The organism is Candidatus Nitrospira allomarina, assembly GCF_032050975.1.
GTDB classification, from domain to species: domain Bacteria; phylum Nitrospirota; class Nitrospiria; order Nitrospirales; family UBA8639; genus Nitrospira_E; species Nitrospira_E allomarina.
Genome location: NZ_CP116967.1, coordinates 2,659,590 through 2,683,480, shown reverse-complemented (window position 1 = coordinate 2,683,480; position 23,891 = coordinate 2,659,590). Strand labels below are relative to the sequence as shown.

The 23,891-nt window shown below is 50.4% G+C and carries 18 protein-coding genes; 5 read left to right on the top strand and 13 right to left on the bottom strand.

What is annotated here, in order from left to right; translation table 11 throughout:
- The first annotated feature begins 128 nt into the window (after window positions 1-128).
- Window positions 129-623 carry a hypothetical protein gene (locus PP769_RS11900; RefSeq protein ID WP_312640328.1) on the top strand — a complete coding sequence of 165 codons (495 nt, stop codon included), beginning with the start codon at window positions 129-131 and terminating at the stop codon, window positions 621-623.
- 374 nt (window positions 624-997) lie between these two features.
- On the top strand, window positions 998-1,609 hold the full coding sequence (locus tag PP769_RS11895) for a BON domain-containing protein (protein WP_312640326.1): 612 nt from the start codon (window positions 998-1,000) through the stop codon (window positions 1,607-1,609).
- A 151-nt stretch (window positions 1,610-1,760) separates the two neighbouring features.
- On the opposite strand, the gene PP769_RS11890 is transcribed toward PP769_RS11895, so the two are convergent.
- The 5 genes from PP769_RS11890 to PP769_RS11870 all read right to left on the bottom strand — a co-directional run bounded on the left by PP769_RS11890 (window position 1,761) and on the right by PP769_RS11870 (window position 4,777).
- Entirely contained in the window at window positions 1,761-2,171 is a 411-nt protein-coding gene (locus PP769_RS11890) for a hypothetical protein (RefSeq protein WP_312640324.1), read from the bottom strand.
- A gap of 65 nt (window positions 2,172-2,236) precedes the next feature.
- Window positions 2,237-3,811, bottom strand: coding sequence for a hypothetical protein (locus PP769_RS11885; protein WP_312640322.1), 1,575 nt, complete (start codon window positions 3,809-3,811; stop codon window positions 2,237-2,239).
- Window positions 3,812-3,895: 84 nt separating this feature from the next.
- Window positions 3,896-4,366: a hypothetical protein gene (locus PP769_RS11880; RefSeq protein ID WP_312640320.1), complete on the bottom strand. Its 471-nt coding sequence runs from the start codon at window positions 4,364-4,366 to the stop codon at window positions 3,896-3,898.
- Window positions 4,367-4,415: 49 nt separating this feature from the next.
- Window positions 4,416-4,568 carry a DUF3309 domain-containing protein gene (locus PP769_RS11875; RefSeq protein WP_312640318.1) on the bottom strand — a complete coding sequence of 51 codons (153 nt, stop codon included), beginning with the start codon at window positions 4,566-4,568 and terminating at the stop codon, window positions 4,416-4,418.
- A 23-nt stretch (window positions 4,569-4,591) separates the two neighbouring features.
- Window positions 4,592-4,777 carry a hypothetical protein gene (locus PP769_RS11870; RefSeq protein ID WP_312640316.1) on the bottom strand — a complete coding sequence of 62 codons (186 nt, stop codon included), beginning with the start codon at window positions 4,775-4,777 and terminating at the stop codon, window positions 4,592-4,594.
- Between the two features lie 404 nt (window positions 4,778-5,181).
- On the opposite strand from PP769_RS11870, the gene PP769_RS11865 reads away from it, so the two are divergent.
- From PP769_RS11865 to PP769_RS11855, 3 genes are read left to right on the top strand one after another with little or no spacing between them, the layout of a single operon-like run.
- The gene (locus PP769_RS11865; RefSeq protein WP_312640314.1) at window positions 5,182-6,645 is read left to right on the top strand and encodes a sensor histidine kinase; all 1,464 of its coding nucleotides are present in this window, start codon (window positions 5,182-5,184) and stop codon (window positions 6,643-6,645) included.
- Between the two features lie 14 nt (window positions 6,646-6,659).
- Window positions 6,660-7,103, top strand: coding sequence for a response regulator (locus tag PP769_RS11860; RefSeq protein ID WP_312640312.1), 444 nt, complete (start codon window positions 6,660-6,662; stop codon window positions 7,101-7,103).
- Window positions 7,100-9,082 carry a response regulator gene (locus tag PP769_RS11855; protein WP_312640310.1) on the top strand — a complete coding sequence of 661 codons (1,983 nt, stop codon included), beginning with the start codon at window positions 7,100-7,102 and terminating at the stop codon, window positions 9,080-9,082. The genes PP769_RS11860 and PP769_RS11855 overlap by 4 nt, the downstream gene beginning before the upstream one ends.
- 9 nt (window positions 9,083-9,091) lie before the next feature.
- Here the strand turns inward: PP769_RS11855 and PP769_RS11850 are convergent, their stop codons facing one another.
- From PP769_RS11850 to PP769_RS11815, 8 genes are all read right to left on the bottom strand, one after another.
- Window positions 9,092-9,823: a S16 family serine protease gene (locus PP769_RS11850; protein WP_312640307.1), complete on the bottom strand. Its 732-nt coding sequence runs from the start codon at window positions 9,821-9,823 to the stop codon at window positions 9,092-9,094.
- A 3-nt stretch (window positions 9,824-9,826) separates the two neighbouring features.
- Entirely contained in the window at window positions 9,827-10,207 is a 381-nt protein-coding gene (locus tag PP769_RS11845) for a hypothetical protein (protein ID WP_312640305.1), read from the bottom strand.
- 63 nt (window positions 10,208-10,270) lie between these two features.
- On the bottom strand, window positions 10,271-10,576 hold the full coding sequence (locus PP769_RS11840) for a hypothetical protein (protein WP_312640303.1): 306 nt from the start codon (window positions 10,574-10,576) through the stop codon (window positions 10,271-10,273).
- Window positions 10,577-11,052: 476 nt separating this feature from the next.
- Window positions 11,053-12,081: a chemotaxis protein CheB gene (locus tag PP769_RS11835; protein ID WP_312640301.1), complete on the bottom strand. Its 1,029-nt coding sequence runs from the start codon at window positions 12,079-12,081 to the stop codon at window positions 11,053-11,055.
- A 417-nt stretch (window positions 12,082-12,498) separates the two neighbouring features.
- The gene (locus PP769_RS11830) at window positions 12,499-16,707 is read right to left on the bottom strand and encodes a chemotaxis protein CheB (RefSeq protein WP_312640299.1); all 4,209 of its coding nucleotides are present in this window, start codon (window positions 16,705-16,707) and stop codon (window positions 12,499-12,501) included.
- 371 nt (window positions 16,708-17,078) lie between these two features.
- On the bottom strand, window positions 17,079-17,516 hold the full coding sequence (locus PP769_RS11825) for an STAS domain-containing protein (protein ID WP_312640297.1): 438 nt from the start codon (window positions 17,514-17,516) through the stop codon (window positions 17,079-17,081).
- Window positions 17,517-17,736: 220 nt separating this feature from the next.
- Entirely contained in the window at window positions 17,737-19,239 is a 1,503-nt protein-coding gene (locus PP769_RS11820; RefSeq protein WP_312640295.1) for a BON domain-containing protein, read from the bottom strand.
- A gap of 132 nt (window positions 19,240-19,371) precedes the next feature.
- Window positions 19,372-23,562 (bottom strand): response regulator, encoded by a 4,191-nt coding sequence (locus PP769_RS11815; protein WP_312640293.1) that lies wholly within the window; start codon window positions 23,560-23,562, stop codon window positions 19,372-19,374.
- Between the last annotated feature and the right edge of the window lie 329 nt (window positions 23,563-23,891).

The window sequence follows — 23,891 nt, the reverse complement described above, 5'->3', positions numbered from 1 at the left end:
TGAACCTCCCATCGGAAGGATGAATCAAAAAAAATGGCTACGGCCAGGGTTTTGCCCAGTCGCCTTATTTCTTTATCCTGCTATATCTTGAAGGTGATTTTATGAGAAGTAAAAAAGGTATGTGAAACATGAAAATCCAATTCACCATATCCGATGAAATGAGCCAAGAAGTATTGGCTCTTCAATCCACACTCGGGATGAAAAAAGTTGAAGATCTCACCATTCATGCGTGGAAGGTATTGCGGTTTCTTACTGAAACCATAGGCCATGATTGTTTCACACTCTCTCCTGAGGCGATTCACTGGATTACACAATCGCCAAAGGCCTCGCCGGTTGCTGAACCGGAGAAGGACCTCCCCTTTACGGAAATTGACACACAAATTCTTCAAGAAATCCATCGACTGCTTGACGATAATCAGCTAGATCAGGCATTAAAAGCCACCCATATCCTCAAACTCCTCAAGTCCCACACTGATCGGGGTTCAAACAGTCAATCGGTACAATCCGAGATGCTCCTTACCGCCGCGGAAACATTTGCAGCGGAAAATGATCCCGAAAAAGCGGTTCAGCTTATTCATGCCACCCACGAAACCACCAACAAACCCGCAAAGGGAGTTGATTGAAGACATAACTGGCATTCTTGAAGCCTGGACTGAACACTCTGACAGCGGAAACAACTTTTCTGACCGCTCGACCGTAAGTAATGGAAGATTCGGCATTTACGAACGATTGGGCTTCAGGGAACCTTTTCGTTGATGTCTTTTTCCGCCAGAGGGACCCGGCTCTTCCTCACTATCCCTCGGTTCCACCCTCTCCCTAATCCTTGCTCGAACATCCAGGGTTTAACCCAGGTTTCGTTTTACTTCATTTTGATATGTTTTGAAAAATAATGGCCTGTTCTCTCCCATCGCTCCGGCTATGGCCCGCTGCCAGAATAAATTGGAGAGAGAGCGTTCCTGGCCAAACTGAGAATGGCCAAAAAGTTTTGGAGGTGCCTATGAATTTCCCATACAAACGTTTTTTCGTAGGTATGATATGTTCGTTTTTCATCACAGCCATGGTGGAACATACGCATGGCCAGATCCTGTCTGTCCCTGCCGCAGGATTTGACGAAGCCCTTACTCCCGGAGCAAAAGATCCGTTATCCGCCGACCATACCTCCGAGCTTTCAGACGAAGAGATACAATATCGCATTCAACGGCGTTTGAAAGTTAGTCCATATGAGAATGGTGAGATCACGGTTCGCGTGGGACAGGGCGAAACGATACTCTCAGGATTTGTCGAAAATCAGGATGCCTTGGTGGATGTGGTAGAGATCGCCTTCGATGCCGGAGCCACGAATGTCAACAATCAACTCCGCATCAAAAACCAGGACCTTCCATGGAAAAAGATGACCGATCAGGAATTGAAAGAAGCCGTTGAAGAGGAGCTTTATTGGAGCCCATTTGTGAATTCGGTTCCCATTCGTGTTGAAGCTCGCAACGGGATTGTCACCCTCTCTGGAAGAGTCGAAAACCGAGGAGAAATTGTGGATGCGGTAGCAAACGCCTACGAAGCCGGAGCGAAAAATGTCCGCATTCATTTATGGATCGATCCCACATTAGATTAGATTGAGAGTCCCAATAGCTTCCACTCCCTAGACGAGGGCCTCAATCGGAGCCGATTGCATCTCATTGGTTTGCTATGGGAATTCAGGGAGGGCGCCCGGCTTCATAATTTCCAACAACGAATCGGCTGTTTCTCCGGCGCATAGACAACGCTCAAAAGCGTTGCATGTTTTCGGGCGTCTTTTGTAGCTGGTTGGGTTGTCCTAACGGCTCACTCTCTTTGACCGGAGCCTTTTCCGGAGTCGAGGGATCGGTGGGAAGAGGTGAGACATCCGGAAGAATTTTGGGTTCATCTGTCGGTGATTCGGTTCGAACCGGAGGAGTGGAAGATGAGGTACCTGAAGCTCCGATGTCGGGGGGCGTCCGGACCCCTCCCCCTATGAGGGGGGAATCTTCACCGGACGGATTAGTTGAATGGCCGTTGGATTGAATTCCACCGGAGGATGTTTCCTGTAAACTATCCCCTAAGGCCGCTTCCGTTAGGGAAAAAACCACAGCAAATATCAATCCCAGGCAACGCAAAGATACGATACAGACCTTATCGGCATGGGCCGGGTTTTTCATGGGCATTCTCCTTTCCTAGGACCCCAACACCGAGCTCGTCAACGCTTCACTTACAAAGCTTAGCTTTACAAGGCTCGGAGATAAGCGGAAAGATCCGCTTTTTCCTCTTTTGACAACTGGACTCCAGTGACTAAGGCAAAAAATTCAACCGTGTCCTCGAGAGTCAAAAGGCGACCGTCGTGCAGATAGGGTGGGGAATCTTTTATTCCCCTGAGAGGAAACGTTTTGATAGACCCCTCTGCCCGGCCATGATAAAACTGTTCCACCCGCAAGTCATGCATCAGGTTATCAGTAAAATACGGAGCCGTGTGGCAGGCCACACATTTGCCTTTACCCAAAAAGAGCGCTTCACCTCGCAATTCTTCTTCGCTGGCTTTTTGAGAATTCAATCGGCCAAAGAGGTCTAACTTCGGCGCAGGGGGAAAATCGACAAGCTTCTGAAACTGAGCCATTTTCATGACTTCGGTTCGGGTCATATCGCGACGACCTTTTTTTTCGGCAGTCGCCAGATCATGATCGAAATAGGCCGACCGGTTTTCGAATTCGGAAAAGTCCTCAACGGACGACAGAGCTCGCTTGGACCCAAAGACATTCTGGATATTGACGCCGCGTAAGGACGGTGTTTCAATGCGAAACCGGGAGAATTGAGGCCGGTTATCAGGATTCAAATGAATGGCGCCATTGGTATGCCCGTTCACATGGCAATCGAAACAGGCAACCCCCCGGCTAGGCGAAATTGTTTTCCGGTCGTCCGTCGCATTAAATTGCTGTTGGGGGATTTTTTCGACCAGTAATCGAACGCCATCAAATTGCACCGGTGAGAGAATGCCATCGAACAACGCGTAAAAATTTTCGTTGGTGATCTCCTGACCTTGTGAGACATCTCCTAAATCCGGACGGCTTGTTAAAAACACAGGAGGTGGAAATTCCGGCAAAAAATGATCCGGCATATCATGAAGGACGTCAAACCGTTCGCGCTCAGGATGAATATCTGTCATCATCGATGGAAACACCATGCCGCCTGTTGAATGAAGCGGATGCGGCAACGGCAGGTAGGGGAAGAGATCTTTGTCCTTAATCTCATCCGGAGGCATTTTGGCGAGCTGTTCAAATGTGAGGCCCTTCGGTAGTCGGGCGGTGGGCCCTTTGGGAATGGGCTTCCCCCGAGTCATCGTGACCCCTTCCACAAATTGAGGGGACAGATCATATCGCTCATCGAGTAATTGTTGCTGTTGTGCTTTGATCTTTGATCGTTGCTGGCCTTCCCGCTCAATCACCTTCTCAAGTGGATCCTTGGGACTCAGATCAAAAACAAATGAACTCGGAGTCCGCCCGCCCAATGTGTGAATACCCTCAGGATTGGGTGTCCCCGGCTTAGCGTCCGGAGCCTCTTCCGTGTCACCTTTTCCAACAGGTTGATACTGTGGATATGCCCGTTGCCAATCCTTAACCATGGCCGGGGGACCAATGTCCGGAACTAACTCCTTTTTGCCCGGCACGGCCTTCCAGCTTTGGGTCTTGTCATGATCCGCAGCAAATACCAGCCCAAATAGACCACTGGCGGTCAATAATAGGATTCCGGTGATGAACATTCGCTTCATCCGCCGGGTCGTGTTCATCATTGGTGGATCGGTAAACATTGATCTCCTTCTTTTATGCCATCTGTCGTTCATTGATGGTCCTCAATTCAGGGAAACAGGTGTATGAAAACATTTCTGAATAGGCTATGGCTTTTCCCACAGAGATTTTCCATTCGCATCAAACAACCGGACGAGGGGACTCCCGTCCTTATTTAACACGACTTGAACCCGGGGATTATCCAAATGGTCCCGCAAGACGAACATCGGGAGGTCATCGCTCTGAACTTCCAATGCCGCCCGCCGCTTGCAGTCCTCTCCATAAAGAGTTAATCCGGTTCGCTCCTTCCCATACACGGCGAGGGAAGCTCGACGGCCACAGGCGTCATCTCCCATGATGAGTGCCGGATGGTCACCGTCCCACAGACCCAGCGTGGCACGGACCTTACCCTCCTCATTCACAATTTGAAGGGCGGAAGTAGAAATAGGCTCACTGACATTTGGCGCTGACCCCTTTGAGTCAGCGGGGTTTGTAGAAGCCAACAGCATTCCCCCCATCGAACCCAAGAACAATGAAGCGAGTACGATGGCCGACCAGGTGCGTTTATTAAAGGGCATAACAAGCTTCTCCCTCTTTCTCATGATGAACAAAAGGGCGGAGCGCGGCTTACAATCTTCCTGTCAAAGCCAGAATCAGCACAATCACCAGCACCAATCCGAGCCCGCCACTGGGATATGGGCCCCAGGACGAACTGTACGGCCAGACCGGCAGGGCCCCGACCAGCAGAAGAATGAGTATGACTAAAACGATCGTAGACATAAATTTAGTTCCTCCTCCTGTATTTAACAGGCTTTTATATCAGTGCTCATGCGTTCCTTGCAGGACGGCAAGGAAAGCGGTAGGTCTGTAACGGGCAGAGTCAACTTGAGCACCATTCGCCGCGGCCAATCTCCAAACAAACAACGGGACATTCTTGTCTGCCCCAATCCCTTTGGATGAACCGTTTCGTGTTCAAGACTTGTGTTCATGGGTTTGTTCTCCTTATGTTGAATCCAGGTGGCGATCGGTTCAAAACCATGATGCCGAAGCAAGGATGTCAATTGCCTCTTGATCCTTGATTTTTTATTTATACAGAATCGTCTGGGCGGCAAGACCTGAGAAAAACCCTGGGTTGATTGAACAACAACCCTGGTGCCCCGGTGGGTACTTCATGGGGGTTTCACTCTTAGACAAGACTTATTCATTGCCGCTATACTTTTCCGAATTTCGTTTTTTCACGACAGGGCCCCAACGTCGTTTTGCGTAACCGCAGCCGAGGGAGAGCAGCCTCCCTCTGATCACTCGAGGTAATGTCGTGTGTCCACGTTCTCATTTACATAGATCCGGGAATGTCTATGCTGTTCTTCAGTATTAGAAGGAAACGTGTGTCCGTATGATGACGGTTCAAGATCGGGTCAAATCCGGTTCTCACGCAAAAAAATTGGATATCATCCTGCTGGTAGCCATCAGCGTTCTCATTGGCGGAATATTTGTGGTGGACCTATACACCAAAACAGGAGTCGCGGTTGGCATGTTATATGTGAGTGCCATTCTGCTGACTTCCTATTTACCCCATGCAAAATCCCCATTCATCGTCGCGGGAGTCTGCACGGTCCTTGCCATTATTGGAGTGATCTATTCACCCGGGGTCAACGTGGTGTATTCGGGAAGCACCATTGCCGGCAATGCCGTGACCAACCGTCTTTTATCGCTTTTTATGATTTGGGCAACAGCCCTCCTCACCTATCAATATCGTCAGGGGATGGAGGTCCGGCTTCGGTTAGCCTCCATCGTGGAATCCACTCCCGACGCCATTATCGGACAAACACTCAGAGGACAAGTCACCAGTTGGAACAACGGAGCCGAACAGATGTTCGGATATTCGTCACAGGAGAGCATCGGGCAATATATGCCATTTCTATTTCCACCTGACCGGATTGCCGAAGAAAAGGAGATCCTGGAACAACTCCAGCGTGGGAAACCGATTCAAAATTTTGAAACGATTCGACGGAGGAAAGACGGCCTGGACATACCGGTGTCGCTGACCATTTCTCCCATTATCGACCGATGGGGGAACGCTATAGGCGCGTCAAAAATTGCACGGGATATTTCCCAGCAAAAGAGGTTGGAAAATCTCCTGGCTATCCAGAACCTCACATTGGCCAATCACGCAGCTTCCCTTAAACAATCAAACGAGGATCTCGAACAATTTGCCTATATAGCCTCTCATGATCTCCAGGAACCCCTCCGGACGATTCATGGCTTTACGCAGTTGCTGGCGGAGCGCTATAAAGGGCAATTGGACAAGCAGGGTCAGGAATTTATTGGATTCGTCACCGATGGAGCGAATCGCATGCAAACCCTTATACAAGACCTCCTGAAATATTCGAGAATTCAGGCCCAGGAACTGAAATCTGAGCCGGTCCACGCCGAGGGGGTACTCAATGAAATCCTCGAATATCTCCGCATGGCCATTGAGGACAAACAGGCTTCGATCACACATGACCCTCTGCCGACCATTCAGACCGATCGGTCACATTTCCACCATCTTCTCCAAAATCTGATTACCAATGCCATTAAATTTCATGGCCCGACACCGCCACACATTCATGTATCTGCCCAGGAGAGATCCGACGGGTGGGTCTTTTCGGTACAGGATAACGGGATCGGCGTCGGATCGGAATATTTCGAGCGGATCTTTCTTCCATTCAAAAGACTGCACACACGGGAAGAGTACCAGGGCACCGGAATCGGCCTGGCCATCTGTAAGAAAATCGTGGAACGCCGTGGAGGCCGCATCTGGGTTGACTCCGAAGTTGGAAAAGGATCCAAGTTTTCGTTTACCTTACCTAAATAAACCGGAGACTGTTCATGCCAAATCCTATTGAAATTTTACTCATAGAGGACAATCCCGCTGATATCCGGCTTACCCAGGAGGCTTTTCAGCAAGCTCGCCTCCAGAATACGATTCATGTGGTACAAGACGGGGTCAACGCCATGGCGTTTATTCGGCAGACAGCACCTTTTCAACAGGCTCCCCGACCGGACCTTATCCTGTTAGATTTAAATCTTCCGAAAAAGGACGGGAGAGAGGTTCTGAAGGAAATCAAATCCGATACGCACACTCGCACCATTCCCGTGGTGGTGCTGACCACCTCTGATGACGAAGCGGACGTCTTGCGGAGTTACGATCTTCATGCCAATGCGTATTTGGTCAAACCCATTGATATTTTGCAATTTATCAAAATGATTCAATCACTCGAAGATTTCTGGCTGTCTGTGGTAAAACTTCCTCCAAAAGTGTCAGAGTCATGAGCGAGCTCCCATCCCCGACGTATTCCATCCTGCTCGTGGAGGACAATCCTGCCGACGCAGAATTAGTGCGCGAGCGGCTGAAGGATGCCTCCGGTATGTCCCCCTTTCATATCACCCGCGCATCGACTCTGAAAGAGGCGCTGACCATCCTTCACAGCACGCCGTTTGACGTCATCCTTCTTGATTTAAATCTGCCGGAAACCAATGGCCTTGAAACGTTGAAACGAATCCGGTCGGCCAATTCGGCCATTCCCCTTGTTGTGTTAACCGTGCATGAGGATGAACCGCTTGCCCTGGAAGCCATCAAATTAGGGGCTCAGGATTATCTCCCCAAATCTTCGATGAATGCCGTGTTGCTTTCCCGAATCTTGCACTATGCTATGGAGCGGGAAAGGAATGAGCGGATTCGCCGGGAGAGCGAAAGAAAATACCGTTTGTTTGTTGATGGCGCCACCGGCCTGGCTTTTATCATGCTTGATTTGCTTGGAAACATTACGCATTGGAATTCCGGAGCCGAACGGCTTTTTGGCTACCCGGAAGACGCAGCATTGCATAAACATTTTTCTATGCTCTTCACCGCTGAAGACCAACGCAATGGTCGTCCGGCAACAGAATTGCGGAGGGCGGAAACCTTAGAAAAAGGAGACGACGACAATTGGCTGGTACGGGCCGATGGGTCCCGGTTTTGGGCCAGCGGCGCGGTGACGGCCATACGCGATCCCGACGACAACCTGATCGGATTTGCCAAGGTGGTCCGAGACAAAAGCGATCAAAAAGATACCAGTGACAAATTAGCCGAATTGAATCGCACCTTGGAGGAGCGCGTCATCCAACGCACTCAGGAACTCACTCGCAACCAGGAACGGCTACGCGCCATGGCTTCCGATCTCACGGTCACCGAACAACGCGAACGCCGCCGGTTGGCGACGGACCTTCATGATTATCTGGCACAGCTCCTTGTCGTCTGTCGACTCAAATTAAGTCAAGGTCAATCGATGTCCGATAAAGAAACCCTCCTCAAGGTGATTCAGGAGGCGGATACGCTCCTGGACCAATCCTTGACCTATACACGGACACTGGTCAGCCAACTCAGTCCGACCTGTCTCTATGAATTCGGACTCCATGCCGCTCTCGTCTGGTTAGGTACGGAAATGGGAAAACAGGGATTAACGGTCAAACTGAAATGTGCAGATGAGACGCCACCCCTGCCGGAGGATCAGGCCGTTCTCGTGTTCCAATCCGTTCGGGAACTATTATATAACGTCCTCAAACATTCCGGCGTCAAAGAGGTGATAGTGAATCTGTCTCTGCAACAGGACAACCATCTGCTGATCGAGGTTAAGGATTCTGGCTGCGGGTTTAGTGAAAATCCTGAAGAGAGAAATGAACAATCCCCAACTAATTTTGGACTCTTTAGTATTCGGGAACGATTGGAAGCCCTCGGCGGAGAAATGGTTCTCAATTCAGCCCAGAAGATGGGAACCCAAGTCCTCCTGCGTATTCCAATAGACCACAGCAGTAAGGATGTCCAATTACGTGCTGCCAAACCGACTCCCATGAATGCCGTCAAGCATGCGTCTGTTTCCCGCCCTCCCTCGGAAAAAATTCGCATTCTTCTCGCGGATGATCATAAGATGGTCCGCGAGGGGTTTTGCCATATTTTGAACGCTCAAGTGGATTTTGAAGTCGTGGGAGAGGCAGAAGACGGGAACCATGCCCTTGCCCTCTGTGAGTCACTCCGTCCCGACGTCGTGGTGATGGATCTTCATATGCCCAAGATGGACGGTCTGGAAGCCATCAAAAGAATCAAAGAATTCCTTCCCGACACGGTCATGATCGGATTATCCGTCTACGACACGCCGGACGTGGCCCGATGGTTCCGGGAGGCAGGAGCGGCGGCATTCGTCACCAAGGGAGGTCCGGCTGAAAGCCTCGTCACTATCGTCAGGCAATATTGTCAACAAAAAAATCCCGCCTAGCCTTTCTGCTTATTTCTCTTTGGTATTGTGCACCACCATCAATCCCGAGGCCTTCTCCTTCCCGGCCCTCGGAAGGGTCGTTCCCGTCAACATCTGATAGGCCTGCAACACCGTATTCACGGGAGAAATCTGCATCAGAAAAGGCGTCTCCCAATCATTGTCTTCGGGAAACCGATCGTCAGGAATAATGACTCTTGGGATGTGTTCCGCAAAGGCGGCCTGGATTTTCAATGGGATTCCTCCCACCGCCCCGATATGACCGTCACGGGTTACTTTACCGGTCATCACCCGGTTCAGGAGAATTGAGTTATCGTTAGCCATCGCCAGAGCCACGACACTGACCATCGCGGTCAAACTATCTCCATAAATCGTGACACCGGGTTTCGGAAATTTGAGGAATATATTCCAGCTCTTTGGATCGAGACCGGCCATACGAGCCGCGGAGACGATTCCGGATTGAATAGCCACTTGAGTAAATGGGGAAAATTTTCCCGGTCCGCTCGCAAATGTGACATTCAAGGCTTCCTGGCCTTCCTGTTTCCTAAACGAGATGTCAAGTTCAGCCACAATTCCTATGGGTTCACCATTCACGTCGAGAGTGGTTCCCAGAAAGGTCACGGATTGCTTCTGCCAATACATTTGTTCGGCCACTGCGGGCTGTGCGAAGGGGAAGGCCCATCCCCCAGGGATTGCCCAGGCCAGAACGGTAAATATGAAAGCCGTTCTTCTTAAATGGTGCATGGCCTATTTCTCCGAAACCGGCAAATACGGGATAATATAGGCACTCTTGCCTTCCACCCGCTGATCGACAAATTGATCGAAGACGCCATCGCGATTGTCATCCAGCCAATAGAACAAGGGCCATTCAACGGTTTCAACGACCGTATTCCAAAACTTGTTATTTTCATAAAAAATAATTTGTCGGGCCGTTTTGTAATCGACGACTCCATCTCCCTTCAAGGAGTATTCCCGGGTGTACAGGCCCGTAATGATATTCACATCTTCATTGATGAGATGGGTCTCACCGGGTTCCTTCGGCATATCTGCAGCGATGCCCTGTCCCATCATGACGAGACTCAGTAGAATGCTACATATCCAGTAAAAACTGCCTGTTTTGCGATTCATGATATTTGCCCTTTTATGTGACCATTTCGTGGTCGAATCCACCAAGAATGAATGACCAGGTTTTTACCCGGTCATGACCAATCCATTTTCACGATGACGCGGCTGTGACAAGGAGTTCACATCCGGAGTCTCACCTGAATGTGTTCGCAACCGGTTCAGCAAAATAAACGGGTCAATGACGTCACCACATTGAATACAGTGCTTGGCCTGAAACTGAAAATCCTCATAGTCGGAGAAAATATCCATATACGTCTCCTCGACCATCGTTCCTCCGCACCGTGAACAATGTGGTTGTTGCATTTGCTGAACCAATTGAGGGAACACATCGGGGTGCTCGTTTCTCATCGCTGCCAGGGTAAACGTTTGCATAAGGCCTCCTTCGTTCTTGGGGTTAGAAATCATGTTCATGGTCTGACTGTAGTTTCCTACTCGAAAAGCGCCTACTACCCAAAACCCTGGGTCTAGACGTGAAGATCCCTTGAAAAATGTCGAATGAAATATGGGAGTTTTAAATGAGGGAAAGAGGGATTCAAGCTATGTAGGATGACATCATGCCCATGAAGAAAGAGATAGGACCAGTGTGCGCATCAACGTGAAGGGAATTCACAATAACGAAATTCCCCCGACTCGCCATGAAACCAATCCATAGTAAGTTTCTGGAAAGTTACGCACTTGAGCTGAAAAAAATCATAGGACGGGACAGGCCTTTTGAACATCCTGCTTCGGTCATGGAAGATAGTCCAATTTTGAATTCCGACAGCTCTCAAAAGCATTTGATTCGTTCAACAGCCGGTTTGGGACATCCCCCTCAACAATCAGGAAAAACCGTCAGGTTGTTGCATCACTCATTCAGACGTATTGGCTGGCGAGGACGGCTCAAACGGAAATGAAGATTTTTGGCTTAACAATTCTCGAAATTGTTGCAATTGAGGCAGAAGAGGTTCCAGCTCTTTTTGATATAAACTCAGGGTGTGTCGAAGACCAGTGTGTTGGGCTCTGGCAATACATTTCCGCAGGAGAGCCACACGCTCCTCCATGAGCCGAAAGGCCGTCCACAGGGCCTGGTCAAGGGTGTGCGATTTTCCCGCCAACAAGGACTGCTCGCTGAAACCATGTCCGACGTGACATTGATACCGGGTTAAGGAGCCTTGGGTCTGTTCCCAAAGGGTCCCTCCGCATTCGGGGCAACTGAGTCCGGCAACCTCCCCCTTGACTTGCCGAGGAGGAAGATGACTTTTATAGTCATCGACCGATACGTTTTCCTCAAGCAGATCTTCAGGAGGAGGAAATTCCCGGCCTAGCCGGGTCTTGACCTGTTGAATCAGTTGGCGGGCCAGATCCTCCACCGGCAAACAAAAATCGACGTGCATATGAGCCAACACATTATTCGGCAGATCCGGGAACATGGCCTCTGCGGGATCCTGAACCATAATCATCCCCCCGCACCGCTGGATAGCCAGAAGGCCTGCGACGCCATCATCCAGATATCCTGTTAAAATAACCCCCACGACCCGCACGCCATAGGACACCGCCGCCGAACGGAATAACGTGTCAATAGAAGGCCGCCAAAGATTTTCACGTGGACCTTTGGAAAGGACCAGCACATCCTTATCAATCAGCAGATGAAAATCCGGAGGAGCAATATACATTCTCCCGTAGGAAATGAACTCTCCATGTTTGGCAAGTGTGGCCGGCACAGACCCGGCATCCGATAGAATGGAAGCAAGCGTGGAAGGCGAATACGAACCGAGATGGAGAACGACAAAAATCGAAGCTTGCAAATCCTGGGGAAGATAGGACACCAGCTTTTTGAGCGTGGTAACACCTCCTGCCGACGCTCCTACGACAATAATATCGGGATGTGATGTTTGCATAGGAATAATGGGGATACATTGCCAATTGTGGGAGCCTACATCTCTGTAGAGACTCACCGGCTCGCCGACTCACCATCCATCCTAGTGCCTCACAGTGAAACAGAACGCACATTCACCCGACATGGACAAAATTCGTGAGGACTCAAGTCAAAAATCTAATTGATCTTCGCTGGTTCAAGTTAAGAGATCCCTTTAGCCTATCAGAAAGAAGGTCACCCTAGAAGAGAAGGATCTGTGCCCGGCCCGACCGGTTCACGGCTGAGCTGAATGCTTGCCTTCAGGTCAGCATGACAATGGTGGCTGGGAATCGCCAAAGGGAATCGTGAAGAGTCATACGGAGGGGGGCGGAGGTTTTCTTCCTATTCCTACCGGTTCACTCCGTGCGCTGTATGACTTATCTGACGGGTTCAGGAGACATCATCGATTTTTTTGACTGGATCGAATGACCTCGGCGAAGGAACCGAACGAATCCCCTTTGGACACATATTCGTCCCCTCCAGCCTCAGCAAAATTATTTGACACGATTTGATCCCCATGCATGGACAAGCCGATGATATAGACTGCCGGGTGGCTGGCTTTAATGAGACGCGTGGCTTCTATTCCGTTCATCACCGGCATATTGATATCCATCACCACCACATCAGGGTGAAGAGTCTGAACAAGCTCGACAGCCTGTTCGCCGTTTTCGGCCTCTCCGACCACCTGAATATCGGGGCAGGCATTTAACATGGTGCCCAATCCTTCACGAAATATGGGGTGGTCATCCGCAAGGACAACCCGGATACCCTCCTCCGTTTTTCGGGAATTCGAAACCCGGACCGCTTTGGGAGAAGAGGAGGACTGAAGGGATTCTTCATCAGCGCCTTGCACGGAAATAGGCACTTTAATCAGCACTCGAGTGCCCTCCCCGATCCTGGAAAGGACCTCACATTCGCCTCCAAGACTTTCTATGCGTTCTTGCACGTTCAACAGGCCGAATTTGTCAAAGGGGGAATGGGTTTCACGTGTTGAGGACAGATCAAAACCACATCCGCGATCCGCGACTTCTACTCCAAACACCTCTGACGAGACTTGATTGATCAGAATGGAAGCTTCCTGAGTCTGGGCATGTTTCATCACATTCAGCAATAATTCCCTGATGGCCTGATACAGGATAATTGAGACGGATTCGGAAAGATTCAATTGATCTTCATCAACATGGGATGCCACCGTGACGTGCAAATCATACCGTTTCATTTTTTCGGACAACCATCGGACGGCCGCCAAAAACCCGAATTCATACAAAATGGGCGGACTGATTTGAGGAATGAGATCCCGAGTGTATTGCAACGCCTCATCCAGAGACTCTTCCATTTCCCGCACAAGAGGCGCCTGCTGATTCGAAAGATCGGTTTGCAGCAATTGACTGATTTTTATCTTTCCGACAACCAGCAACTGCCCTAAATAATCATGCAATTCGGTGGCAATGCGCCGCCGTTCCCGTTGCTCGGTAAGAATAAGGTCTAGCGACATTTGACGCAGTCGGTGTTGGTGCTGAACGAGATCCTGTGTCCGCTCATCCACGCGGCGTTCCAAGGATTCGGTCACGAACTGCAGTTGAGTTTCGATATTTTTCCGGTGTATGGCCGAGGCAAGAATATTGGCCATGGCTTGGAGGAACTCCACCTCCTTCTCCCGGAACTCCCTATGTGATGTTGTATGCACACCGAGGACTCCATGCGGATTGCCTGCCTGATCCCGGATAATGCAACTCATGCCACTGACCACCTGATGATCAATCAATAGGGAAGGACCGGAAAACCGGCTTTCCGCCGATAGATCCTTGACGATAACCGGCTTTTGGCTTATCAGCGTATACCCTGCCTGGGAGTTTTGATCGGCACTCACCACGGCCTGGCCGACCAATCCCTCTTTCCATCCTACCCCGGCGCGAAGAAGGAGGGACCGTTCTCCCGGCAATATTTCCAGCACTTTAGCCATTTCAATCGGTAAGGTCTGACTCAGAAGTCTGACACATTCGTCCATGACCTTCTGCACATCTCTTTCCTGGAGCGCCAACTGTGCGAACTCCGCCATCACTTTCTGTTGTTGAGAGAAACGGAGCACTTGATCTTCCGCCTGGCGAAGCTTCGAAATATCCACAAAAGTCAGCACAACTCCCTGGGTCTGACCGTCACTGGATTGGTAGGGAGTCATTCGTGTGAAGAATGTCCGAGGGTCTTGAAAAATTCGGTGAGTCTGTTCGTTGGGCCGTGAGGTGCGCAGCACGTCCCGAATACCTGCCAATAACGTTTCGTCTCTGGAAAATGAGGACAATTGTGTAATGGGTCGGCCAATATCGGTATCTAAAAACTGGAACATTTTTTGGGCCGCCGGAGTGTATTTCTGAATACATAAGTCGGCATTGAGAAATAATGTGGCGATATTCGTCGTCCGGAAAAGATTTTCCATATCGCTATTGGCGTGATCCAATTCCTCCAATTTTCCGGACAGTTGAGCATTGACCGTTTCTAATTCTTCGTTAATCGATTGCAATTCCTCGGTAGACGTTTGCAATTCTTCATTCGCGGATTGCAGTTCTTCATTGACCGACATCAATTCCTGATTGGAAGATTTCAATTCCTGGTTGGAGGTCTCCAGTTCTTCCAGCGCCGTTTGCAAATGCTCCCTGGTGGAGTCAATTTCCTGCTCCAATTCCTTTATCGTCCGGTGCTCGCCTTTCGAGTATTTCTTCGAGTCTTTGGAAGGTTTCCGGATCAGCCCTTTCTCACGGAAGACCACCATCAGCAGATCGGACGATTGCTTGGCATGAAAAAGCGGACGGACAATGATATCCACAGATTGCATATCATCATTCACGGTCAATTGAATATTGGGGAGGACCACCTCCTTGCCGGTTTTCACGGCCTTCAAAATGCCGGATCGCAACGGCATACGCAAATCCGGCATGACCATATTGATCAAATTCACGTTGACCGAACCGGAGGGAAGCTGCAGATAGGTCCCGGTCCGGCCGGAGACGTATTGCACCTGGCACTCTTTATCGATCAACACCCCGGGAGGGCCGTACTCCTCTCTGACCAGTTGATCGAAGGTGTGAATGAAGGGATCCTGAATCTGGGGGAAAAAAGCCGGTTTCGGAGTGGGCATGGTGCCACGCGGTCCCTGTATCGGGAACTTGGGAAACGTGCGGCGCATGATCTCTTTTGGTTGAAATACCCGAAAGCGTTTATTCACGGGGCGAAAGAATCGGGTTTGGTCTTCCGCCTGTTCCGACGCGCCGAGAAACAGGTAGCCCTCCGGGTTGAGGGAATAATGAAACACGGCAAACATCTGATTCTGAAGAGTGGGTTCCATGTAGATCAACAGGTTCCGGCATGATATGACATCCATGCGAGAAAACGGGGGATTACCGACGAGATTATGAAAGGAAAAAATGCATACCTCACGGATCACCTTGGCAACCCGATAACAGGACCCGTCCTGTTCAAAGAACAAGGACAGTCGATCGGGCAGCACATCTTCCTGAATGCTTTCCGGATATTGCCCACGGCGGGCAATATCCAATGCCCGCTCATCGATATCCGTCCCGAAGATTTGAAGAGGAATGTTAAGATGTTCCCGATGGAGGTATTCATAAAAAAGGATAGCGAGCGAATAGACTTCTTCTCCCGTCGAACAACCCGGTATCCAGATCCGGATGGTTTCATTGTTGTGTTTGGATTTCACGATCTTAGGGATGATCGTGTCGGAGAAAAACGCAAAGGCTTCCGGATCTCTAAAAAATTGGGTCACACCGATTAACAGCTCCTTAAAGAGCGCATCGACTTCTTCCGGGTCCTCCCGCAATCGTCTGACATATTGCGCGGGAGAGGTAATGTGCAGAATCTGCATGCGCCGCTGAACCCGCCGACCCATCGTATTCCGTTTGTAACCATGGAAATCGTGTCCGGTCCGACGGTACAGATGCGAGCAAATCACCTCTAAGTGAGTCAGCGCTTCGGCACGAAGGGTTTCCAGGCCCTTTCCGTCCCGGAGATCGTATAAATATTTCGCATAGAGAATCAGCGCCTCCGCGATGGCTTCGACCGGGAGGATATAATCGATTAATCCGGTCAGAATGGCACTCGTCGGCATTCCGGAAAATTGGGCCGTTTCCGTTGATTGGGCAATCGTTAACCCGCCATGTTCCTTCACGAATCGAAGCCCGACTGCTCCGTCGGACCCCGCGCCGGACAGAATCACCCCGATGGCAAATGGACCTTGATCTTCGGCCAGGGATTTGAAAAACTTATCAACGGGCGTTCGAAAGCCATGAATTTGTGAAGGCCGGTCCACTCGCAGAAACCCACCATCGATGCTCAATTGCGTATTGGGCGGAATGATATAAATATGATTGGGTTCGACTAGCGTTTCATCTGCCGCGACATGAATCGGCAGCGAGGTTTTCCGCGCCAGCAATTCCGGCATAAGGCTTTCGCGATCGGGAGCCAGGTGCTGGATCACCACAAACCCCATTCCGCTATTGTCTGGAAGTGTTGAAAAGAACCGGCACAATGCCTCGAGTCCTCCGGCCGAAGCGCCGATCCCGACGATGGGAAAAGCGTTGGACGGTGCATCAGTCATTCCCCCCTGGGGAGGTGGTGAAGGGGTTGGTGCAGAAGAAGGAGACTTTGAGGGGCGTAGGGACTTCCGTGGTTTTTGCACAGTTGAAGATGGTTTCGGTGGGAGGGAAGGCGAAGGGCCTAATCGATCCTTGGACGGGGTTTTTTTTCTAGTCACTGGAAGCTTCGGCTTTCTGGAAAGTGCGTGTGAACTTTACCCTACCTCACAGTTTCAACGAAAGCGCATGCGCCGAAGATCATCCGATTTTATTCTCCCTTGGTATCCCTGCCCAGTCGTTTACACGGGATCAACATATTCTGTTCGTCGGTCTTCCTTCTGGGTCCCTACGCCTCGCAACAAGACAAATACCTTTCTGAAGCCTGGCGCTTTTTCTACAACGATGCTATTCCGGCAGATGGTACTTGGCTTTCCTGAAATGAGGTCTTCACGTTTCCCCCATTTGCACATGACCTCGGAAGCCGGTAATTCCCTTCCAACACATTTCCAAGCTCCTCCTGGGTATCAATGGTGGTGGACAGTTCAAGTATTCCCGCTTCTTTCAAATAGGGTTGTATAGAAGGTTGTACGTTGTAAAGGAACACACCTTTCCCCTGCTCCCTGGCTTTAAATACAATCTGGAGGATGGTCCAGGTCCCAAAGGAATTCACACATGACAAGGACCGTAAATCTAAAATGAGGATGGAAATCGGTGACGAGACCACACGATCCAATATTAAATCGGTTCGACTCAAATTAGGGGTATTAATACTGAGATCCACGGTGAGTGTCAGAACCACATGTTGGCCAGGGGTGCTAATGGTGCATTTCATAACAATCGACCTCCCTATAGGTGATGAGAATAACAACGGTATAAAAAATTCTTTCAATTTTACGCATCCCGGTTTTTTGCGCCACTCTCCTTAACCCTTGAGGTTAATTACGTAATCCAACCATGGAGCGGATCTCATCCCTTCCTTTGGGGCATCCAACACTTGAAACGATGTGGGTCAGCGTGAATTGGATTTGTCCTGAACTTGCCCGACCGGAATTTCAACGTCGGGCATAAAGTTCTTGGCCTGACAACTTAGAAGCAGGGAGAGATTTTCCGACTCGCAACCGGTTGATGACTATCGAGGCTCCCGCCTCAAACGCCTGCTGTTCCGCCATCAGCCGTTGGTGCATATGTTGAACTGATCCGGACAAGGTGGCCTTCCCATCTTCCACCGTCGCCACAATATCCTGGCTCGATAAGAATGGGCTCCACCACACCTGGTTTTCGAAATCCAGTTGAATTTCCCAATCCGTTTTTTCGATTTCGGGATTTGAAAAGCTGATGTGATTGGTCAGGCTTGTCACGCCTCGGATCCGGGAAGCCACGTTTTCGGCATGATTTCGTTCATAAATTGAATCGACGGTCCCCGTCAGCAGGACGGCTCCCTTTTTGACCGCCCCCCCAAGAGTGAAGGGCTCCAAGACAGGATCTTGTGAAAACGCGGCCAATAACCGGGCATGAATATCGGCATCTTTTGGAGTCGCTTTGGACTGGACTGTTATGAGATTGTTCACGGATTGCACCCCGACAGTATTATTGGCGTTTTGCTCAGCCTCACGTCTAATGGAGAGAAAGGGGACATTTCCTTTCAGGGTCACCGTCCCGTTTTTTACGGTCACACTGATCCCGAATGGAGCGACGCGACGATCATACGCCAGCACTTTTTGAATGGCATTGGAAATTTCCCTGTCCGTAAACACGGGACGCTGAGTCCGCATCATCGGATCCTGCGACCCCCAATTAATGACGATACCGCTCACATCCACGGACCGGACACCCTCGACCCATGCCAGTTCGGCAATCCGACTTTTTTCATACACGCTTCCCACCTGTCCTGTCAGAATCGCACGACCTTGTTCTATCCGGACGTGCAAGAGAGATGGGTTGACCACCCAGACATCAAATGCCAGGCGATGGGTGATTTCCTCCTTCAGGATTGAGTCGGGCCTATCTCGAACGTTCTCCACCGTCAGAAAGTCCCGAACCTCTCGAATGCCTTTGATCATTTTTCCTAAACTGAGCGCCGTGTGTTTTTCTTGCCGGGAGTGCACCCGCCCCTTCAGGGTGAGGACCCCCTTGACCACATCCACATGAATGTCGTCGCGTTCCACCACAGGATCCTCTCGTAAAAGGTATTCAAGATATTTTTTCAGGGCAGCATCGTTGGTTGTACCGACCGGACCCACTGTAATGCGATCGATGACCCCTCGAACGCCTCGGATAGCCTGGGAAATTTCCGTAGCACGCTGCTGAATCCAAAGACTGTCGGCTGTCCCGGTCAGCGTGGCTATGCCCTCCTTCACCGACACTTCAATTGTGGAAAAAGATTTGCGATCGACCCGGGACAACCGGTTTTTAATGGCCACGGCTATACCGATATCCTGAACCTTCTCAACCTCTTCTCCGGTCACCTCGGCGGTATTTTCCACATCCTCAGCGGCCAGTCCAGGACCGGCCAATAGGCCGAAAACCAAAACAAGTATGGCAGTGTAAACCGGCAAATGCGTTCCCTCATTAACTGAAACATGAGCAGAAGTGGTCTTGGTTACAATGAGGAAAAACACCGGGAATGTCAGTTGACAAATGTGGCGGGCATGAACAGAAAATATCCGGGATTCAGAAACTGCGTTGGCTTATGTGAAGTGTTGATGCAATCTGACGACATTGGCCATCATGCGATACAGATCCTGTCCGGCAGTTTCCTTGGACAAGTATCCGGCCGCACCGGCTTCACACATAGCTTGTTCCGTTTCCTTATCCTGACGAACCGATAATCCGATCACATGAATATTTGGGTGGTTCTGTCGAATGTGCCTGGTGGCCTCAATACCATTCATGTTTGGCATGTTAATATCCATGACCACCACATCCGGTTGCAGAGATTCTGTCAGACGGATGGCTTCAATCCCATCCCCGGCTTCTCCGACGACCTCGACATCGGACCAGGCATCCAGCAGACTTCGTAATCCCTGTCGAACCACCGCATGATCATCGACTAAAAGGACTCGATAGCCCGAGGACATTTGCGGACTCGAACCCTGCTTGGTTTTCTGGGGTATTAAAGGTGCACCATCTGCAACTGGTAGGATCACATGTAATGGGTCCTGTTCGGATAAGGCTACATACAAGCGGATGCGTGTCCCGGACCCGGCACTCGAGTCTATAACCATCCGGCCGCCTAATAAAGACATGCGCTCTCGAATACTGAACAGTCCGAATTGATTGGATGTATGACTGTGTTGTTCGATGAGGTCGGGATCGAAGCCAACGCCCCGATCCGAAATTTCAATACAAATCTCATTCGATGAGGAAAGGCTGACGGCCAGAGAAACGGTGTCCACGCCGGCATGTTTCACCACATTCATCATCAGTTCACGAATGGATTGAAACAGAAGCACCGCCTCATTCTCAGTGAGCGTCAGATGGTCGCGCTCCATCCTGACTTCCACCGCGAGTCCATATTGTTTCATATCCTCGGCCAACCATTGCAATGCCTTTATTAACCCGAATTGATACAACACCGATGGGACCAGCTGGGCCACCAGCGAGCGCGTATATCCCAACGATTGGTCGAGAATGCGATCAATTTCGTGAAGAACCGGAAGCACCTGTCCTTCGGCACTTACCGCCTGCTCCAGTCTGTTGACTCGCAAACGGCAGGCCACAAGGAGTTGGGCCAGAAAATCATGAAGTTCCTCGGCAATTCTGCGTCGTTCCCGCTGTTCCGTCAGAATCAATTCGCCGACGAGTGCCTGCAGGCGCGATTGATTTTGTCGGAGTTCTTCTGTGCGTTTGGCAATTTGGCTTTCTAATTGGCTGGTCAGATTTTGTAGTTGCTCCTGTGTGGTTTTTAATTCGGTAATATCCGTATTGGTGCCGATCCATCGCACCACCTCACCATCCTGATTTAGAATAGGCACGGCCCTTGAGAGAAACCACCGGTATTCGCCGTCCTTGCCTCTGAGAGGGAAGGTGTCTTCCCATATGTGCCCGGTTTGAAAACAGCGGCGCATTTTTTCAACAACCCGGTCGACATGATCGGGGTGATGGACTTTCTTCCAGCCCCACCCTTCCATGTCCTTCAGCGTGGTCCCGGTATACTCGTACCAGCGTGCGTTGTACCAAAAAATCCATCCCGTGGAGTCTCCCATCCAGGCAAATTGGGAAATTGTATTGGCAAGAGTACGAAATCGTTCTTCACTTTCCCGTTGTTGTTCTTCGATATCTTTCTGATAGGAAAGGTCCAGCACCAAACCGACGTACCCCAGATACCTGCCATCCGATTCAAAGCGGGGAGAGGCGGAATCCAGAACATAGTGATACTCACCCTTTGCACTCCGAAGGCGGTATTCCAGTCGAACGGATTGCCTTTTTCTATTCCCTTCGTAAAACGCCTGCTGAATGGAAGGGCGATCGTGCGGGTGAACGGCAGACATCCATCCATCCCCGAGGCCGGTTGCCTCTGTCTGACCGGTAAAGTCATACCAGGTTTGACTGAGAAAGACACAGTTCCCGTCTGCGTCCGTAATCCAGGTCATGATCTCGGGGTGGTGGGCCAGATGCTGGAAGCGTGATTCATATTCGATCGCGGCACGACGCATGGTGACCAATCCTAGAGTTTTTTTCACTCTGGCCAGAAGTTCACCCGCGGAAAACGGCTTGACGAGATAGTCATCCGCACCGGTCAGAAGCCCATCTACTTCGGCCTCCTGCCCGGCCCTGGCCGATAGAAAGATAAACGGCGTCGATTGTAATTCCTGATTGGACCGAAGACGTGTCAGCAATTCATTTCCATCCATCCGGGGCATCATGATATCACTCAGAATAAGGTGTGGACGGACTGTGTGAATCTGCTCCAAGGCTTCCTGCCCGTCACAGACAGAAATCACCTCATAGTCGGCAGACAGTAATCGCGTCACATAATTTCGCATATCCCGATTGTCTTCCACCAATAAAATGGTGGGACGGGAGTGATCCGTCTTCTGAAGGGGAACTGCTTCATCCTGAAAATTTTTTTGACCGCCCGGTTCATGATCCGTGGCTCCGGCCCACTGCTCGGACTCCAAAATGAACGACTTCGCCAAACGTCCGTCCTTGGGGGGGGTCGATGTGTGGCATACCTGCTCCGGCGGAAGGTGATGAAACCCGTACGACAACGTCACGGTAAACACACTTCCCCTTCCGGGTTCACTCTCCACATGAATCTTCCCGCCATGCATTTCTACCAGTTCTTTCACTAAGGACAGGCCGATTCCGGTTCCTTCAAATGTTCGTCCCAGGGCTTCCTTGGCCCTAAAGAATCGCTCAAACACATGAGAAAGCGTCTCCCGGCTCATACCGACTCCCGAATCCTCAATCCGGACCTCCACCCTCTCCGCATGAGGACAGACTTTCACGGACACCCGTCCTTGCAACGTAAATTTCAAGGCATTTGAAAGCAGATTGAGTATAATCTTTTCCCAGGAGGGCCGATCCACATAGACCGGTTGAGACAGCGTGGAACAGGACACGAAAAATTCCAGACCGGCATGTTTCATGGCGGATTCAAACGATGATGCCAGGTCAATGGTCAAATCACAGAGATCCACAGGTTCAAACACGGCCTGCATGCGGCCTGCCTCCAGACTGGAGAAGTCCAATAGCGTGTTGACCAGCCTCAGCATCCGCACGGCATTTCGGTGGGCCACCTCCACACCTGGAGCCGTGGTGAAAGTGGTGTTCTGCATCGCTTCTTCCAGAGAACCCAGAATAAGTGTGAGAGGTGTTCGGAACTCATGGCTCACATTACTGAAAAATTCCGTTTTGGCACGATTCAGGTCCGCCAGCATTTGATTCCGTTTTCGCTCTTCGGTCAGCGCCTGCGCCCGGTTGATAGACCCGGAAATCCCATTGGCGAGCAAATTCAGAAATTCACGATATCTTTCATTCACCGGTAATCTCGGGCTGGTCCCCACAATCAGATATCCGGCTTTTTTCTCTCGCTCCCACGACCGCAAGGGTAAGACCATGCCATGGCGACACGGCTCCGGCCAGGCTTCTGCGGAAGGATCCAAATCAACAGTAATGGGAATGGAAAACTCGGCCTCCGACCATCCTGGTGAAAATGACACCGGCCACCACGGCAATGGATTGAGATGATCTCCATCCACAGCCAGGCGGTTCTGAGCGAAGGGGGACTCAGACGCCAAACCGGATTGGGCCATTAAATGTACATAACGCTCTTCAGGATCCCACAGATATATTAAGCTGAAAGGGATATCCAGCCGATTCCCGGCGAGGACATCTGTCGCCAACCGGCAGACTTCTTCAACCGACTCTGACCGCTCCGTGACCTTGGAAATTTGCCGGAGGGTATCGAGTCTTCGCCCTTTTAAGACCCGGTTTGTTTCTTCCGTCACAGCACAGAAGAGTCCCCCCACCATTCCTTGCTCGTTTTTGATCGGACTGTATGAAAAAGAAAAAAAAGTTTCTTCCAAAAATCCGTATCTGCTCATAAAAAGCGGCAGCTCCTCATTCCACGTGGCTCGCCCTTCTTGAAACACCATTTGCACTTGCGGATCGATGACCGCCCAAATATCGGCCCAAACTTTCGAGGCACATTCTCCCAAGGCATGGGGATGTCGGTTTCCCAACATCGGGATATAGGCATCGTTATAAATATTAATCAGATGGTTCCCCCACCAAACAAACATGGGATATCTCGAATCCAGGATAATTTGGACGGAGGTTTTGAGCTGAACGGGCCATTCGGCCATGTCCCCGAGTGGGGTTTCCAGCCAATTTTTATTTCGAATGATTTCTGCCATCCGGCCTGACGATGTCATGGACACAGTCCTTTCACCTGATTGAGCCTGGGAGGCTGGCAATGAAGTAATGTGAAACCCAATTTAATCAGTCTGGTTTGGCCGGCTCAACCTTATCACACCTACCCCGTCTTTTCAGTTGACAAATCAGGGTTTTTCATCCTCTTCGGGGAGACTGTCCTCCGGTTCCTCCCGTGGAACGTCCGCGGTCCGGTCATGGCAACCCTAGGGTCGGTATCTTGAGAATCAAGGGATTTTAACAGTACAGAAGGGGGGGCCATCTCGATAAATTTGTACAACAAGACAGCTGATGGCTATATGAAGATTTTTCATTTTTTCATTCATTTTCA

Bases quoted from the DNA above. Each gene is read 5' to 3' on its own strand.
- PP769_RS11860 (WP_312640312.1), top strand. From the start codon at position 6,660: ATGCCAAATCCTATTGAAATTTTACTCATAGAGGACAATCCCGCTGAT.
- PP769_RS11890 (WP_312640324.1), bottom strand. From the start codon at position 2,171: ATGAAAAACCCGGCCCATGCCGATAAGGTCTGTATCGTATCTTTGCGT.
- PP769_RS11880 (WP_312640320.1), bottom strand. From the start codon at position 4,366: ATGCCCTTTAATAAACGCACCTGGTCGGCCATCGTACTCGCTTCATTG.
- PP769_RS11850 (WP_312640307.1), bottom strand. From the start codon at position 9,823: ATGCACCATTTAAGAAGAACGGCTTTCATATTTACCGTTCTGGCCTGG.
- PP769_RS11840 (WP_312640303.1), bottom strand. From the start codon at position 10,576: ATGCAAACGTTTACCCTGGCAGCGATGAGAAACGAGCACCCCGATGTG.
- PP769_RS11875 (WP_312640318.1), bottom strand. From the start codon at position 4,568: ATGTCTACGATCGTTTTAGTCATACTCATTCTTCTGCTGGTCGGGGCC.
- PP769_RS11900 (WP_312640328.1), top strand. From the start codon at position 129: ATGAAAATCCAATTCACCATATCCGATGAAATGAGCCAAGAAGTATTG.
- PP769_RS11895 (WP_312640326.1), top strand. From the start codon at position 998: ATGAATTTCCCATACAAACGTTTTTTCGTAGGTATGATATGTTCGTTT.
- PP769_RS11870 (WP_312640316.1), bottom strand. From the start codon at position 4,777: ATGAACACAAGTCTTGAACACGAAACGGTTCATCCAAAGGGATTGGGG.
- PP769_RS11825 (WP_312640297.1), bottom strand. From the start codon at position 17,516: ATGAAATGCACCATTAGCACCCCTGGCCAACATGTGGTTCTGACACTC.
- PP769_RS11835 (WP_312640301.1), bottom strand. From the start codon at position 12,081: ATGCAAACATCACATCCCGATATTATTGTCGTAGGAGCGTCGGCAGGA.
- PP769_RS11830 (WP_312640299.1), bottom strand. From the start codon at position 16,707: ATGACTGATGCACCGTCCAACGCTTTTCCCATCGTCGGGATCGGCGCT.
- PP769_RS11885 (WP_312640322.1), bottom strand. From the start codon at position 3,811: ATGTTTACCGATCCACCAATGATGAACACGACCCGGCGGATGAAGCGA.
- PP769_RS11815 (WP_312640293.1), bottom strand. From the start codon at position 23,562: ATGACATCGTCAGGCCGGATGGCAGAAATCATTCGAAATAAAAATTGG.
- PP769_RS11865 (WP_312640314.1), top strand. From the start codon at position 5,182: ATGATGACGGTTCAAGATCGGGTCAAATCCGGTTCTCACGCAAAAAAA.
- PP769_RS11855 (WP_312640310.1), top strand. From the start codon at position 7,100: ATGAGCGAGCTCCCATCCCCGACGTATTCCATCCTGCTCGTGGAGGAC.
- PP769_RS11845 (WP_312640305.1), bottom strand. From the start codon at position 10,207: ATGAATCGCAAAACAGGCAGTTTTTACTGGATATGTAGCATTCTACTG.